Source organism: Bacteroidota bacterium (assembly GCA_030017895.1).
GTDB lineage: Bacteria > Bacteroidota > Ignavibacteria > UBA10030 > BY39 > JASEGV01.
This window is the reverse complement of sequence record JASEGV010000035.1, coordinates 1-15,524: the sequence shown is the minus strand read 5'-3', so window position 1 is coordinate 15,524 and position 15,524 is coordinate 1. Positions and strand designations below refer to the sequence as shown.

15 protein-coding genes are annotated in these 15,524 nt (G+C 38.4%); 13 read left to right on the top strand and 2 right to left on the bottom strand.

What is annotated here, in order from left to right; genetic code table 11:
• The first annotated feature begins 1 nt into the window (after position 1).
• From QME58_08105 to QME58_08090, 4 genes are all read left to right on the top strand, one after another.
• Positions 2–691 carry a response regulator transcription factor gene (locus tag QME58_08105; protein MDI6803795.1) on the top strand — a complete coding sequence of 230 codons (690 nt, stop codon included), beginning with the start codon at positions 2–4 and terminating at the stop codon, positions 689–691.
• Entirely contained in the window at positions 688–2,136 is a 1,449-nt protein-coding gene (locus QME58_08100; GenBank protein ID MDI6803794.1) for an ATP-binding protein, read from the top strand. Before QME58_08105 ends, QME58_08100 begins: the two co-directional genes overlap by 4 nt.
• 78 nt (positions 2,137–2,214) lie before the next feature.
• Entirely contained in the window at positions 2,215–2,439 is a 225-nt protein-coding gene (locus tag QME58_08095) for an AbrB/MazE/SpoVT family DNA-binding domain-containing protein (GenBank protein MDI6803793.1), read from the top strand.
• Positions 2,436–2,834, top strand: a complete 399-nt coding sequence (locus tag QME58_08090; GenBank protein ID MDI6803792.1) for a type II toxin-antitoxin system death-on-curing family toxin — start codon at positions 2,436–2,438, stop codon at positions 2,832–2,834. The genes QME58_08095 and QME58_08090 overlap by 4 nt, the downstream gene beginning before the upstream one ends.
• A gap of 67 nt (positions 2,835–2,901) precedes the next feature.
• Here the strand turns inward: QME58_08090 and dinB are convergent, their stop codons facing one another.
• Positions 2,902–4,053 (bottom strand): DNA polymerase IV, encoded by a 1,152-nt coding sequence (gene dinB / locus QME58_08085; protein MDI6803791.1) that lies wholly within the window; start codon positions 4,051–4,053, stop codon positions 2,902–2,904.
• An 8-nt stretch (positions 4,054–4,061) separates the two neighbouring features.
• Positions 4,062–4,829 carry a class I SAM-dependent methyltransferase gene (locus tag QME58_08080; protein MDI6803790.1) on the bottom strand — a complete coding sequence of 256 codons (768 nt, stop codon included), beginning with the start codon at positions 4,827–4,829 and terminating at the stop codon, positions 4,062–4,064.
• A gap of 173 nt (positions 4,830–5,002) precedes the next feature.
• Here QME58_08080 and QME58_08075 point away from each other — a divergent pair, with 173 nt between their 5' ends.
• The 9 genes from QME58_08075 (at position 5,003) to QME58_08035 (ending at position 15,401) form a co-directional block, all read left to right on the top strand.
• Positions 5,003–6,325 carry a porin gene (locus QME58_08075; GenBank protein MDI6803789.1) on the top strand — a complete coding sequence of 441 codons (1,323 nt, stop codon included), beginning with the start codon at positions 5,003–5,005 and terminating at the stop codon, positions 6,323–6,325.
• A gap of 23 nt (positions 6,326–6,348) precedes the next feature.
• The gene (locus QME58_08070) at positions 6,349–7,170 is read left to right on the top strand and encodes a phosphate ABC transporter substrate-binding protein (GenBank protein ID MDI6803788.1); all 822 of its coding nucleotides are present in this window, start codon (positions 6,349–6,351) and stop codon (positions 7,168–7,170) included.
• Positions 7,171–7,179: 9 nt separating this feature from the next.
• Positions 7,180–8,244 (top strand): phosphate ABC transporter permease subunit PstC, encoded by a 1,065-nt coding sequence (gene pstC, locus QME58_08065; GenBank protein MDI6803787.1) that lies wholly within the window; start codon positions 7,180–7,182, stop codon positions 8,242–8,244.
• On the top strand, positions 8,241–9,140 hold the full coding sequence (gene pstA / locus QME58_08060) for a phosphate ABC transporter permease PstA (GenBank protein ID MDI6803786.1): 900 nt from the start codon (positions 8,241–8,243) through the stop codon (positions 9,138–9,140). The genes pstC and pstA overlap by 4 nt, the downstream gene beginning before the upstream one ends.
• Before the next feature lie 5 nt (positions 9,141–9,145).
• Entirely contained in the window at positions 9,146–9,907 is a 762-nt protein-coding gene (gene pstB, locus QME58_08055) for a phosphate ABC transporter ATP-binding protein PstB (protein MDI6803785.1), read from the top strand.
• 97 nt (positions 9,908–10,004) lie between these two features.
• Positions 10,005–10,667 (top strand): phosphate signaling complex protein PhoU, encoded by a 663-nt coding sequence (gene phoU / locus QME58_08050; protein ID MDI6803784.1) that lies wholly within the window; start codon positions 10,005–10,007, stop codon positions 10,665–10,667.
• A gap of 43 nt (positions 10,668–10,710) precedes the next feature.
• Positions 10,711–11,298 carry a sigma-70 family RNA polymerase sigma factor gene (locus tag QME58_08045; protein MDI6803783.1) on the top strand — a complete coding sequence of 196 codons (588 nt, stop codon included), beginning with the start codon at positions 10,711–10,713 and terminating at the stop codon, positions 11,296–11,298.
• Positions 11,299–11,697: 399 nt separating this feature from the next.
• Positions 11,698–14,922, top strand: a complete 3,225-nt coding sequence (locus QME58_08040; GenBank protein ID MDI6803782.1) for a fibronectin type III domain-containing protein — start codon at positions 11,698–11,700, stop codon at positions 14,920–14,922.
• Positions 14,922–15,401: a hypothetical protein gene (locus QME58_08035; GenBank protein MDI6803781.1), complete on the top strand. Its 480-nt coding sequence runs from the start codon at positions 14,922–14,924 to the stop codon at positions 15,399–15,401. Before QME58_08040 ends, QME58_08035 begins: the two co-directional genes overlap by 1 nt.
• Positions 15,402–15,524: the final 123 nt, after the last annotated feature.

The window sequence follows — 15,524 nt, the reverse complement described above, 5'->3', positions numbered from 1 at the left end:
TATGCGAAAAACAATCTTAATAGTAGATGATGAAAAGGATATAGTCGATTTACTAAAGTATAATCTTCAAAAAGAAGGCTACAAAGTTGAGACTGCTTTTGATGGTGAAAAGGCACTCGAGTTGGTAGAACGCCAACCCGACCTAATTTTATTAGACATAATGCTTCCCGAATACAGCGGCTTGGAGGTTGTTAAAGAAGTAAAGAAGAACGAGAAGACAACCAACATTCCTGTAATATTTTTAACTGCGAAGGGGAGCGAAACCGATGAGATAGTCGGGTTGGAACTTGGCGCCGACGATTATATTGTTAAGCCGATAAGTATTCCTAAACTTTTAGCACGCATCAAATTGGTTCTAAGACGGAGCGAAGAAATAAAAACAAAAACACATATAGAAAAATTTATAAAGGTGGGAAGAATAGAAATATTTCCGGACCAATACAGGGTTTTTGTAAATAAGAAGGAGGTTTTCTTTCCTAAAAAGGAATTTGAAGTTTTGTTATATCTCGCTATGCATAAAGGTAAAGTAGTAAACCGAGAATCTCTATTGAATGCAATTTGGGGCGATACCTACGTTATCGAGAGAACTATCGACGTTCACATTCGAAAGATACGCGAGAAATTAGGCTCGCTTACCGATTACATCGAAACTATTAAGGGTGTTGGTTACCGATTAAGGGAGGATGTATGAAGATAAGTACAAGGCTAAGCTTGTTTTTAATCATATTTTCGTTTGGAATTATTACGGCGACTGCTTTTTTAATCCATTATCGGATGGAAAAATTTTTTTTCGATAGAATTACCAGTCAGCTTATTACCCATACAAACCAATTTGAATATATTTTAGGAACTGATTCGTGGTTGGGCAAAGCGGAAGATTCGATTTACGAACATTATCGCGAGTATGCAAAACGAACGGGTATCAGACTTACTTTAATAGCATCGGACGGGACGGTAGTTTTTGAATCGGAGCGGACAAGAGACGAGCTGCTTGCAATTGAAAAACATTTACATCGTGTTGAAATACAAAGTGCGATCAAGGGTGAAGTCGGTATTAGCAAACGATTAAGCTCGACACTCGGTCATGAAATGCTTTATGTCGCCCGGAAAATTACACCGGCAATTAAATTTTTCGATACTGAAATATCTTTTATAAGGTGCGGAATTCTACTTACTGAAGTCGAAAAATCGACAGCCGAATTACGAGAAGCTATTATTTTCGTCAGCGTGGCATTACTTGTTTTAATTGTTCTGATTAGTTTATGGATATCGAAACCTATTACCAAGCCGATGAAGAAGATCATAGAAGTTGCTAACGAAATACAACAGGGTAACATAGGTAAACGTATAAGCGTTCCGGATAAACAGAATGGCAGCGAGATATGGAATTTAGCAAGGGCAATCAACGGCATGATTGACAGGCTGGATGAAGATATCATTCAACTGAGGATACTTGAAGTAGTTAGGAGCGAGTTTTTAGGAAATGTTTCTCACGAACTTCGCACACCTATTTTTGCTATACAAGCATCGCTCGAAACACTCTTAAGCGGTGCAATTGATGACCCAAGCGTGAATAAGGAATTTCTTACAAAAGCCTTGAATAACATACGCCGTCTGGATGCATTGCTCTATGACTTGATAGAAATATCCCGCATCGAATCGGGCGAGATGAAAATGAGCTTCAGATATTTTAACCTTGAGGATTTTTTAAAGAGTACTGTTGTTGAAATGCAGACGCTGGCTGAAAGCAAACAGATTAAAATAAATTGCAAACTTCTTGTCGAAAATGTAGAAGTTTACGGCGACAAAGATCGAATAAAACAAGCCGTTGTAAATTTAATAGACAACTCTATTAAATATTCTGAGCCGAATGGTTTTATTGATATCTATTATGAAAAAACAGACAGTGGAATTAAAATTACAGTTCAAGACACAGGCTACGGAATATCCACAGAACATTTGCCTCATATTTTTGAACGCTTTTACCGGGTTGACAAAGACCGTTCACGCGAAGTCGGCGGTACTGGACTCGGACTTGCAATAGTCAAGCACATCATCGAAGCACACGAAAGTAAGGTCGAGGTCGAGAGCGAAGTTGGAAAGGGAAGCAGGTTTAGTTTTGTGCTCAAGAAGTAGTTTGAATTTATGTGATGATTTATGGAAGTTGATTCTTGTTATTACAAATGTTATAATACAACAAAAAGGTTAAACGAAATGTTAAAAACAGCTATCCGGCGAGTGGGAAATAGCCTTGGTATTACTTTGCCGAAAACGATAATTGATAATTATCATTTAGACGAAGGAGACGAAATTAACATCATTGAAACAGAGGAAGGAATTGTGTTGTCTCCATACAACCCAAAGTTTTCAGAATGGGTAGATGCTTTTGAAAGGACGAATAAAAAATATCGAAACACTCTGAATAAATTAGCAAAATAATGGCAATTAAATTCATTTCTGAAGAAGTAGTTCTGCTTATTCATTCAATCCTATTGGAACGTTATGGCGGAAGACCAGGTATTCGAGATAAAAATTTGCTCGACTCAGCGCTTGCTCAACCCAGAATAACGATTGGGGGAAAATATTTGCAAAAAACAATTTTCCATAAAGCTGCTGCTTATGGGTTTCATATCTGTAAAAATCACGCTTTTGTAGATGGGAACAAGCGAGTGGCATTCGTGTTAATGGATATATTTTTACAGAAAAACGGATGGGAGATAATTGCAGATGAAACATCAGCTTATGAAATGATGATAAATCTGGCAAGCAGCAAAATGAATAAAGCACAACTCGCAAAATGGTTAGAAGCCAATTGTAAACGGCTAAAAATTTAGTTTTGCCGAGCGAAATTTCCGGTTATATAAGAATAGTACAACGTTAACATTCATGGTATGCGAGATTTTAAATGTTACCAATCCTGATTGCATCGTCTCCAAACTTATCGCGAATTTTATCCACCGCTTCTACAATTTTATCTTTCTTCTCTTTGGTCTGAAAAAGTTCTAACTCGGTCTGTGCAGCATCTACAAAGTTTGACAGCCCGATTCCGATTAATCTAATTGGAGTTTTATCGTCGTAATTTTTCTTTAGCAGTTCACTTGCTGTTTTAAAAACTACCGGGTCATAGTTAGTCGGTGCAATGGTTTGCCGGTGAGTTGAAGTCGTAAATTTGGGATTGCGAAGTTTCAATGTAACAGTTCTTGCCTTAAAATTATGTGAACGCAAAGTCGTGCAGACGCTCTCAACGAGCGAAAAAAGTATTTTCTTCAACTCTTCAGTTTCGGAGACGTCGGTAGTAAATGTTTCTTCACGGCTGATACTTTTGGGGATATGTGAAGTTTCAAGAGTCGTGGAGCCACGCCCGAAGGAAGCATTATAAATCCAATCGCCGTTTGCACCTAACGTTTCAACTAATTTTTCACGCGCCACTGATTGAATGTCGGCAACTGTTAGGAACCCTTTTTGCTTTAAAAATTCTTCTGTTTTTTTCCCGACACCGGGTATAACCTCGATTGGCAGCGGGGCGAGAAATTTCGATTCAGTTCCGTGTGGTATGTAAATAACACCTTCCGGCTTAACTGTGTTAGCGGCAATCTTGGCTACCAATTTATTCGACGCTAATGCAATTGTTGAGGGGAGTTGAAATTCCGTACTTATTAGCTGCTGAAGTATTTTTATAAAACCGGGTAAATCGTGTTTGTACAATTTTTCGCAGCCTGTAAAATCGAGATACATTTCGTCGATTGAAGCCCGCTCAACTATTGGTGAAAATTCAAGCATTCTATGATAAAGTCTGTTTGAGTAATCGGAATAATCTATATGATGTCCTGAAACAACAATCAAGTTTGGACAAAGTTTCAGGGCTTGTGATGTAGGCATAGCCGAACGAACACCGAATTTCCTCGCTTCGTACGAAGCTGAAGCGATAACCCCGCGATCTGTCGGACTACCGCCAACAGCAACCGGCTTCCCAATAAGTGCCGGGTTCTTGATTCGTTCAACTGAAACGAAGAAACAATCGAGGTCGATATGTGCTATGTAAGTTTGTTGCATATTGAAATTCACTTCTCTGCCACAACGAGCATCTCAAAATCGTCTATCGTTAATTTATCGTTCCTACTCCATTTGCCAATTTTACAACCGAGTATATCAACCTTTTTAAAATTAAGTGATTTCAGTAGCCAAGTTATTTCGGAAGGAACATAATATCTTTCGTTACAGTGCATTACGATTTTGTTCCCATCATCGTCTTCAACTTCAAATATTGAACGATCTCTGAAGCTCATCAAATCGAATGTGTTTCCACTGCTTTTGCCTTCCACAATATTTTTTTCAATAAAATCTTTTACAGAATGGAAAAGAGGAAATAAACCATTCAGTGTTGTAAAAATAAATTTTCCGTTTTGCTTCAAAGCTTGCGCAGCATTTTGCAGTATCTGGAAATTCATATCATCGGTTTCCATCAAAGGGAACGCACCTTCGCAAATCATTATTACCAAATCGAATTCATTAGTGTAGCTCAAAGTTCGAGCATCAGCGCAAACGAATTTGATTTCAGCCCCACTTAGCTTCGCTTTATCACGAGCTTTGGCTAACATATTTTCTGATAAGTCCACTCCTACAACATTATAGCACCGTTTTGCTAATTCGATTGCGTGTCTGCCTGTTCCGCAACCGATATCCAAAATTTTACAGGATTTATTGTGTCCCCAACTTCTGAATAGTTCCGCCTCGATGAAATCGACTTCGCCAATTGTACCTTGTGTAAAATTTTCTTTTTCATATTTGTTCGCATAGTTCTCGAACAAAGATTCATACCATTGTTTCATTTTTTCTCTAAGAAATTATTCAATTAAATGTTTGTTAACAATAACCGAATTATACAACAAAAAGGCAAAACAAGTGTGATACTGTAAAATAAATCTTAACAATTTAATAACATTGTCTTAACTCAAACAAAACACATTATTATTATATTTTTGCACAAATGAAAGGCGACCGGATGAAAATAATCTCTTCTATCATAACGCTATTATTAGTTTCTATAAATATTAATGCCCAAGATTCTTTAGCTAAAAAAGAGGATGTCGAAGAAATCAAAGGTGCTCTCCAAAGTGTAACCGAGACGGTCATCGATTTAAAAAACACACTCGATGCGTTAAAGAAAATCAAAATATCGGGGTATATTCAAGCTCAATTCCAATCGGCTGATACTGCCGGAATCAACTCTTATTCAGGCGGTAATTTCCCTGTAAATGTTAAATCACGTTTTCAAGTAAGGCGCGGACGTGTGAAGTTTATGTACGATCAAGATATAACTCAATATGTCCTTCAAATAGATGTTACACAAAACGGGGTTGGAATTAAAGACGCTTATGCGACTATTAAAGAACCTTGGTTACAAACATTTTCTTTTACGGCTGGTGTGTTCGATAGACCTTTCGGGTTTGAAATATCTTATTCTTCCAATATGCGCGAGGCACCCGAACGTTCACGGTTGTTTCAAACTCTTTTTCCGGGCGAGCGTGAGCTTGGAGTAAAAATTGAAGCCGCACCTGAAAGGGGTGTGCTAAGTTTCTTAAATCTAAAAGCCGGACTATTTAACGGTGTGCTTCCGAATGCAAACGAAAATGACCGAAACAAAGATTTTATCGGACGGGTTGGTTTTCTACTTCCATTTCGAGATGAAAATTTTGAGATTGACGGCGGTTTCTCGCTTTATACCGGAAATGTTACAAATACTTCCAAATATTTTTATGAGTTTAACGGTTCATCACCGATCAAAAATTTCAAAGTTGATTCAAGCACAACAAATGCCGGTAAAGGTTTTGCAAGAGAATACTACGCTTTTGACACTCAACTGTATTACGACCTTCCTATAATCGGCGGTCTTTCAATAAAAGGTGAATATATCACGGGAATACAACCGGCTACAAAAAGCTATAACAGTTTTTATTATCCCTCTACAACCGACCCGAATCCATCATTATATCAAAGAAATTTTAATGGCTGGTATATAAACTATACTCAAAATATTGGTTTGAGTCATCAGTTTGTTTTGAAGTATGATGTATTCGACCCTAACTCAAATGTAAAGGGTAACGATATCGGATTACCCGGCAGTAATTTATTAGCCTCAGATATTAAATACAGCACGCTCGGAGTCGGTTGGGTTTATCATTGGGATTCAAATATAAAATTTTTGGTTTACTACGATAGTGTAAATAATGAGCACGTAAATTCAGCCGCCACAGGTTCTCTGGCAAAATACACACGAGATTTAAAGGATAATGTTCTAACTGCGCGGATGCAGTATAGGTTTTAATAAATTAATTAAAAGGAAAAAATATGAAAACAGTAATCATAATTATAATGATGGCATTAACGTTTGGATTTATGATGCCGACGGAGACCATTACAATGAAAGGTTCGGATACTATGGTTATACTCGCTCAACGATGGGCTGAAGTGTATATGTCTAAAAATAAAAATTTTACGATTCAAGTAACAGGCGGCGGTTCAGGAACCGGAATCTCGGCGCTCATAAACGGTACAACTGATATTTGTAACTCATCCAGACCAATGAAGCGCGCTGAAATGGATAAGTTAAAGCAGCGATACAATACATTAGGAGTTGAAATTAAAGTTGCAATTGATGGACTTGCACTTTATGTGAACGAAACAAATCCTGTTTCGGAATTAACACTTGACCAGGTAAAAAGAATTTATCAGGGCAAAATAACAAACTGGAAGGACATCGGTGGCGCTGATTCGAAGATAATACTTTATAGCCGAGAGAATAATTCCGGGACTTATGTTTATTTTAAGGACAATGTTCTCGAAGGCGAAGATTTTTCGCCGAGCGCACAGAATATGCCCGGAACTGCAGCGGTTGTTAATGCTGTCTCGAAAGATAAAAACAGTATCGGATACGGCGGCGAAGCTTATGGCAAGGGTATTAAATTCATAAAAATAAAAAAGGATGAAAAATCTCCCGCTTATATACCGAGCGCTGAGTATGTTAAGAGCGGAGATTACCCAATATCGAGATACTTATATCTGTATTTGCGGTCTAAACCTACAGGAGAAATCAAAAAATTTATTGACTGGATGCTTAGCAAGGAAGGGCAAGAGATTGTAACAAAGGTTGGGTATTCTCCTGTAAAGTAAGTAAAAAATATGGATAAAAAATCACACTCCGGTATCAATGGAAAATACTTATTAAAGAAGAAATTCAGGTTTTCTGAATTCTTTGCTGAAAGCATTATCAAGTCCGTTGCATTCGTCTCTTTTGCAGTAATTATTTTAATTTTCGTTTTTGTATTCCGTGAAGCAATTCCAATTTTCTACTCAGCGGAAGAAAAAGTAGTCAATACTGAAAAAGAATTCATTCAGGAAACCTACGGCGAAGACGAATCAACTTCTTTAAAGATCGACAGAGGCATAAGAAAATCGCTCGAAGAAACAGATTACGAAGGCGAGGCGACATTCAAAAATTTAACCGGCAAAGAGTGGCAGCCGGTCTCTCAAAATCCCAAATACGGCATACTACCCCTAATCGTCGGGACATTTAAAGTAACAATGATCTCTGTATTGGTCGCAGCACCAATTTCTATACTCGCAGCTTTATTCACAGCGGTCTTCGCAACAAAGCGGCTTAAAGAAGTTATGAAACCGGTAATGGAAATTCTTTCTGGTTTTCCATCAGTTGTAATCGGTTTTTTTGCTTTGGTGGCAATTGCGACATTTCTCCAAAATATGTTCGGTTACGATTTCCGGCTAAATGCATTTGTAGGGGGAGTTGCCCTTTCGCTCGCAGTAATACCTATAATATACACAGTAACCGATGATGCGCTCACATCCGTACCGAAGTTTATGACCGAGGCGAGCTTGGCTTTAGGCGCGACCAAATGGCAAACAGCGTTGTTTGTCGTATTGCCTGCTGCAACGCCCGGAGTTTTTGCCGCAGTGTTGTTGGGAGTCGGTCGGGCATTTGGAGAGACCATGATTGTTCTGATGGCAACAGGCAATGCCTCGCTGATGTCGCTGGATATTTTTGAACCTGTCCGGACTTTGTCGGCAACAATTGGCGCCGAGATGGCAGAGGTTGTTTTCGGAGATACGCATTACAACGTTCTGTTCCTGATTGGGTCGATACTATTTATATTTACGTTTACCCTAAACGCCATTGCAGAATTTTATGTGCGGCAAAAACTTTTAAAAAGATTCAGGGGTGTGTCGTGAGGAAGAAAATTTTCGGAGGTTCGGTTGTTTTTGTCTCGGCTTTGGCTGCTTTTGTAATAATATTTATGGTTATATTAATGTTAGGCGCTTTATTTATAGGCGGAAGCGAGAAACTGACTTGGGAGTTTTTGACTACTGCGCCCTCGGATGGGATGATGAGTGGTGGTATTTTTCCGGCGATAATAGGAACGATTTTGCTTGTTCTTGTTATGTCTGTTCTTGGTGTTCCCATAGGTACGCTCACCGCAATCTATTTAACCGAGTATTCGAACCAACGTTCTTTTTTTTCTCGGACAATTCAATTCGCAGTGAATACACTTGCAGGAGTTCCGGCGATAGTTTTCGGACTTTTCGGACTCGGTTTCTTCGTGCAATTTGTTGGCGGTGGGATGGATAAATTATTTTCAGGCGACGGCCAACTAAAATGGGCACAACCCAACTTGCTATGGGCGAGCTTTACTATGGCTTTCTTAACTTTACCAGTTGTTATCGTTTCTGTGGTGGAAGCTTTACGCGCCATTCCGAACGAACTTCGTGAAGCGAGCTTGGCGCTGGGAGCAACAAAATGGCAAACAATTTACAAAGTTGTAGTGCCGAATTCATTAAACGGAATTTTAACAGGAGCCATACTCGCAGTAGGCAGAGGTGCCGGCGAAGTGGCACCAATCCTTTTTACAGGAGTAGCATATTATTTGCCGCATTTACCGGGAAGCTTATCCGACCAATTTATGAATTTAGGTTATCACGTTTATGTTATGACGACACAATCGCACGATGTTGAAGCAACACTCGGAATTCAGTACGCCACTACACTTGTCCTCTTAGTTTTAACTTTTACATTAAATTTTTCTGCAATGTTTTTAAGATATAAAATAAGGAAAAGAGCAATCCACTAATGCTAATGAATCAAAATCTAAAAATACGAACAAAAGAATTAAATCTTTTTTACGGCGCCAAACAGGCATTAAAAAATGTTACGCTCGATATCTTGCCGAACAATGTAACAGCATTAATTGGACCGTCGGGCTGTGGTAAATCGACTTTCTTGCGCTCACTAAACCGGATGAACGACCTGATTGATAATGTGAAGACAACCGGCGAAGTTTATGTAGATGATATAAATATTTACGATAAGAATATAAATGTAGTGGAGCTGCGTAAACAGGTAGGTATGATTTTTCAGAAATCGAATCCGTTTCCAAAGTCAATCTACGAGAATGTTGCCTACGGTCCCAAAATAAACGGCATTCGGAATAAAAATATTTTAGTTGAAATTGTTGAAAGGAGTCTTAAACGCGCAGCTTTATGGGACGAGGTAAAGGACGAGTTGAATAAGAGTGGGCTAGCACTTTCGGGGGGACAGCAGCAACGTTTGTGTATAGCACGTGCTTTAGCGGTGGACCCCGAAATTTTATTGATGGATGAACCGGCAAGTGCGCTCGATCCACTTGCAACTGCCAAAATTGAAGAGCTTATTTATGAATTGAAAGAAAGATATACTATCATAATTGTAACTCATAATATGCAGCAAGCAGCACGAGTAAGCGATCGGACTGCATTTTTTTATTTAGGCGAAATGGTTGAGTACGATTTAACAAAGAAAATTTTTACAACCCCGGCGAAAAAGCAGACGGAAGATTACATCACGGGGCGGTTTGGCTAATAAAAATTCAACGAAGTGAAGAACGAATATAGAATGTGGAATTTTGAATATTGAATTTTAACTTTAAGATATCTCATCGAACAGCGAAGGAGCAAATATGCAGCGGCACTTTGAAATGGAATTAGAAAGTTTAAAAACGAACTTAATTAAAATGGCGAGCGTAGTTGAGGAAGCAGTAGGTTCATCCCTCAAAGCATTTCTTGAAGAGGATAAGCAGCTTGCTAAACAAATTATTGAGGGGGATAAGCGAATTAATTTGTTAGAAATAGAAATTGATTTAGCCATCATTGACTTACTCGCTTTACAGCAACCGGTTGCTGTAGATTTGCGATTGATACTCGCTGCACAAAAAATTAATAACGACCTTGAACGAATTGGCGACCACGCTGTAAACATCGCGGAGTCGGCACTCACAATCGCTCAAACCGGCGTCCATGAACCCATGCTCAACCTCCCTAAAATGTGCGAACTTGCTCAACAAATGCTTCGCGATGCAATCGATAGTTTTATACACGATGATCCAAATCTTGCTCAGGCGGTTCTCCAAAAGGACGATATAATGGACGATATGAACCGCCAAACATCGAAGGATGTTATCGGTGTTATGAAAGACTCCTGTGAAATGATTGAGGGCTGTTTACATCTGATGCGGATTAGCCATAACCTCGAGCGAGTTGCCGACCTGGCTACAAACATTGCTGAAGAAGTAATTTTTATCAAAGAAGCCCGCTCAGTAAAACATGGTGTTAATAAGTTTTAATTTTTGCTAATCATACTCTCATATATTATATTCAATCCAGATTATGTTAACCAAACAATTAAAACTCGAAGACGACGACCTGATTCAAATCGCCCGCACAGGTGATGAACGCGCTTTTACTGAGCTTGTGCGCCGTTATGAAGATATGATCTACAGTTTCTCGTACAAGGTTTGCAGAAACAAAGAAAAAGCTGAACAAACTCTGCAGGATACTTTTATAAACGTTTATAAAAATATTTCAAGTTTTAGAGGCGACTCAAAATTTTCGACCTGGCTTTACAGTATTGTTACAAATAATTGTATGATGAAACACCGCAAACGTAAGTTGGACGATTTGTGGATTTCGTACGATGAATCACCAACCGATGGAATGGAACCAAGTGAATACGCTGCGTGGGATCCGTCGCCTGCTGAACTATTAATGGATAAAGAATTACAGGAAAAAATGGATGCAGCAATTTTAAAACTTCCGCAAGACTATAGAGTCGTATTTGTTCTGCGGGATATTGAAGGTCGCTCGGCAGAAGAAACTTCAAAAATTTTAAAGCTATCCGTTCCTGCAGTCAAATCGCGTTTGCGGCGTGCTCGGGTTTTTTTACGTGATGAATTGAATAAATATTTAACTCAATGAAGATGACTTGCAAAAAAACATATCGATATATATGTGAAAACTTAGACGCCAATCTAAATTCTCCGACATGCGTCGAAATCAAAAAACATTTAAACCATTGTCCTAATTGCACTGCTTACTTAGACACACTCAAAAAAACCGTTCTGTTATACAAACATCAAAAAAGTCCGACATTAGGAAAATCTGCCCGAAAGAATTTAGTGCTTTCATTAAATCTTCAAAAACCCTCAAAATCTCTTAAAAAAGACTAATATTTCAAACTTCTAGCTTTATACCTTCATTTGTATATTGAAGCACATCACAGATATCCGCATCGCCATAACCTACAATTGATTTTTAATGATAAAAGCATTAGAATTAAGTAGAAAAAAATATAAATAACAATAGAAAGTAATTATTATGCGCCGTCTCCCGAGCGCTATTGTAATATACATAATAGCAATATCGTGCTGCATTTTTACGTCAGCATCTTTCAGTCAAACCGATACCTTAACGATAGCCACTTACAATATTTTAAATTATCCCGGAACTGATGCCGCTACACGAAATCCATTCTTCCGAAGAGTAATACATACAATGAAGCCGGACGTACTAGTTGTTCAAGAAATGCTAAGTCAAACTGGAGTGACTACTTTTTTGAATGAGGTAATGAATAAGTATCAGGTAGGATTGTATTCTACAGTTCCTTTTAATGATGGACCAGATACGGATAACAGCTTTTATTATAAATCGGATAAGATAACATACATTGGGGCACAATATATCAACACGGCTTTAAGAAGAATTGCTGAATATACATTCCAGCATAATAACAGCGGTGAAGTGATAAAAATATATTCGCTTCATCTTAAAGCCAGTGCGACTACAAATGATGAGAATAAGCGATTAGCTGAAGTTACGATTTTGAGAAATCATATGAATGCATTGCCTGCGAATACAAATTTTATTGTGGGTGGCGATTTTAATATTTACAAAAGCACCGAGCCTGCATACCAAAAATTAATAGGAAGCGAAGCCGATAACGACGGAAGGTGCTACGACCCGAAAACTTTGACCGGGACGTGGAATCAAAGTGGCTACGCGATTCACCATACTCAGTCGCCTCGTGTGCGTGCCTTTGGTGGTGGTTCCAATGGTGGGATGGACGACCGTTTTGATATGTTGTTGAATTCATGGAGTCTCACAGACAATCTCATTAGTGCATCATACAAAGCTTACGGTAACGATGGCAACCACTATAACGATTCGATAAACCGTTTACCAAACACAGCAGTTCCCGATAGCGTTGCTCACGGGCTACATTATGCCGCCGACCATATTCCAGTAGTAGCAAAATATGTTTTTCAATCTTTGTCGGCTTTTAATTTACTTACTCCTACCAATAATTCTATAGATCAATCAATCAGCGGTTTGTTAACTTGGCAAGCCTCTACCGGTGCAACCGGTTATGATGTTTATTTGGGAACTGTCAATCCACCTACCACAATCGTAAGCATAAATCAAACTGGTACTTCATATCCATATAGCGGAACCACTTATAATACAACTTACTATTGGAAGGTTGTAGCAAAAAATAGTACTAATACACTTGAAGCCACAGGTTCACCTTGGAATTTTAAAACCATTGCATTACCTGCGCCAGGTAGTTTTAATTTGTCGTTACCAACGGACGGTGCAATCAATCAGCCGCGTTCAGGAAATTTAACTTGGAGTTCATCCTCTCTTGCAGCCGGATATGATGTTTATTTGGATACGCTGAATAATCCATTAACGATAGTGAGTTCAAATCAAACTGCCACTTCGTTTGAGTATCAGAATTTAATATCAGGTAGAACATACTATTGGAAAGTTATTGCAAAGAATGCTACTGGAACGACCGTAGGTACCGGTTCATCTCGAAGCTTCACAATTGCGAATGTTCCTTTAGCACCTTCAAATTTTCATGTAATCGATAAGTCGGAAAACCGAATTTATTTAGGATGGGTCGATAATGCAAACGACGAGTTGGGTTACCGCGTTTACCGTCACAACGGTCTTGCAAAATCAAATGTCAGCGGCGACCTTCCACCCAATACAACTTCGTTTACTGATACTTTTCTGTTGCCGAATACTCAATATATTTATGAAGTGTTAGCGTATAATTTGCAAGGTGAGGGGAATTATGCCTCGGTTACAAGTTATACATTAGCAGAGGTGCCTGATATCAAAGACAAATTTACATACGGAACTACTTCGATTTATGTTGTGATAGATACAAAATCAAATCCAAGCGTAACTGAATTTGCAATAAAAGTTACAAGCGACAGTTTAATTGATGCTTATGTTCAGAACGATGGAACATTAGGAATTGATCCTGTTTGGAAAACTTATCCAGTTTGGAACGGGAATGCCGGAGTTCAAGTTGTTGGACTGAATGTTGCCACGGAATATTTTATTATGACTCTGGCTCGGAATGAGGAGAGTAACATTAGCTCAATGGTTAATTTTAAATATATCACAACTGGATCATTTTTGGTATCACGAAATGTGAATCAGGGCTGGAATTTACTTTCAGTACCGGTGGAAAGAACTGATTTAAGAAAAATTGTTGTCTTTCCGTTTGCTATTTCATCGGCGTTTGCATATCAAGGAGGTTATTCTATCAGCGACACTCTTGAATATGGAAAAGGTTATTGGCTAAAATTTAACAGCTCCATACCAATAGAAGTCGGTGGGACCGAAAAATACTCGGATACAATTCGAGTCGTTGCCGGCTGGAATTTAATCGGGTCGATTAGTAGTCCTGTTGCAGTCGCAAATATCGTACAAGACCCCCCCGGTGTTGCTGCCTCAGGTTATTGGGGATACGATAACGGATACACATCAGCCGAAAATATTGAACCGATGAAAGCTTATTGGGTGAAGGCAAATGGTTCAGGAAAAATAATACTAAATAGTGTTGCCAAATCAAATTCTAAAAACGCCACAGCCGCTTCTCATATCAGTGCGAATAAATTAAAATTCAGCGATAAAACAGGCAAACAGCAGGTTTTATTTTTTGGTGACGAAGTTATTTTTCCTCTCGAAAAATTTGAATTACCTCCTATACCACCATCCGATGCCTTTGATATTCGATTTGAGACAGGACGTACTGCGGCTTTAATCAACGATCATAAAAAGCATCGCATATTATTACAAACTTCAACGCTTCCGTTGTATCTTGAGTGGGAGATTACGGATAACTTGATTTACAGAATTACTGACCGGCAGGGAAATTTCGATTATGAATTGAAAGGTACAGGAAATATTTCTCTTAACAACGAATTGATAAAATCGATTTCATTGGAGCGACTTGCTGGTACCGCTCAAAGTGAAAATATATTAAACTATGCTTTGATGCAGAACTATCCCAATCCGTTCAATCCATTGACAATTGTCAATTATCAATTGCCAATTGACAATTATGTTACACTAAAAGTATATGATATTTTGGGGAAGGAAGTTGCAATTGTTGTTGATAAATTTCAGGAGACGGGCAGTTACAGCGTGGAGTTTGATGCTAAAAATTTATCTGGCGGAATGTATTATTATAAATTACAAGCCGGTACCTATTCAGAAATCCGTAAAATGATTTTATTAAAATAATGGCTCCCAAAATATTTTTCTTTCTTTTTTTAATAGCTTCACTTTCAGCGTGCAGTAAAAAAAGCAACATAGAATATTTAGTCCCTGGAAAACTTGCCGGAATGAATTTGCATCGAACATTAGATAACAAGGAAGCCGAACAAAATGTAAATCAATTACACGGGAAGTTTGTTTCGGGCACAGAAAACCTCGTTGCATATTATGAGAATGATGATACTAAGTGCGAGCTATATATTTCTACGTTTCTGGATACGTTAAAGGCGCTTGATGTATTTCATAAAATGATGCGTGGAGTGCGGCAGGATACTTCGGTTTTTACACATTTTACACCTCGAGTTATCGGTGATCAAGGTATAATAATGTTGATAGGAATGGGGCAAATTCATTATTTTTTTACAAAGGGGAAAGAAGTTTATTGGCTACAAGCTGATCAGGGAAAAGCTGAAGAAGCTATAACCGAATTGGTGAATTCAGAATAACCATTGATTATTAAAACTGAACTTCGTATATTTCAACGGCAATATAGATAATTCCAATTGCTGATTAATAACTGAAGTTACGCAAAAGAGTCATTCTGATCCCGCTCGTAGAGCGGGAGAAGA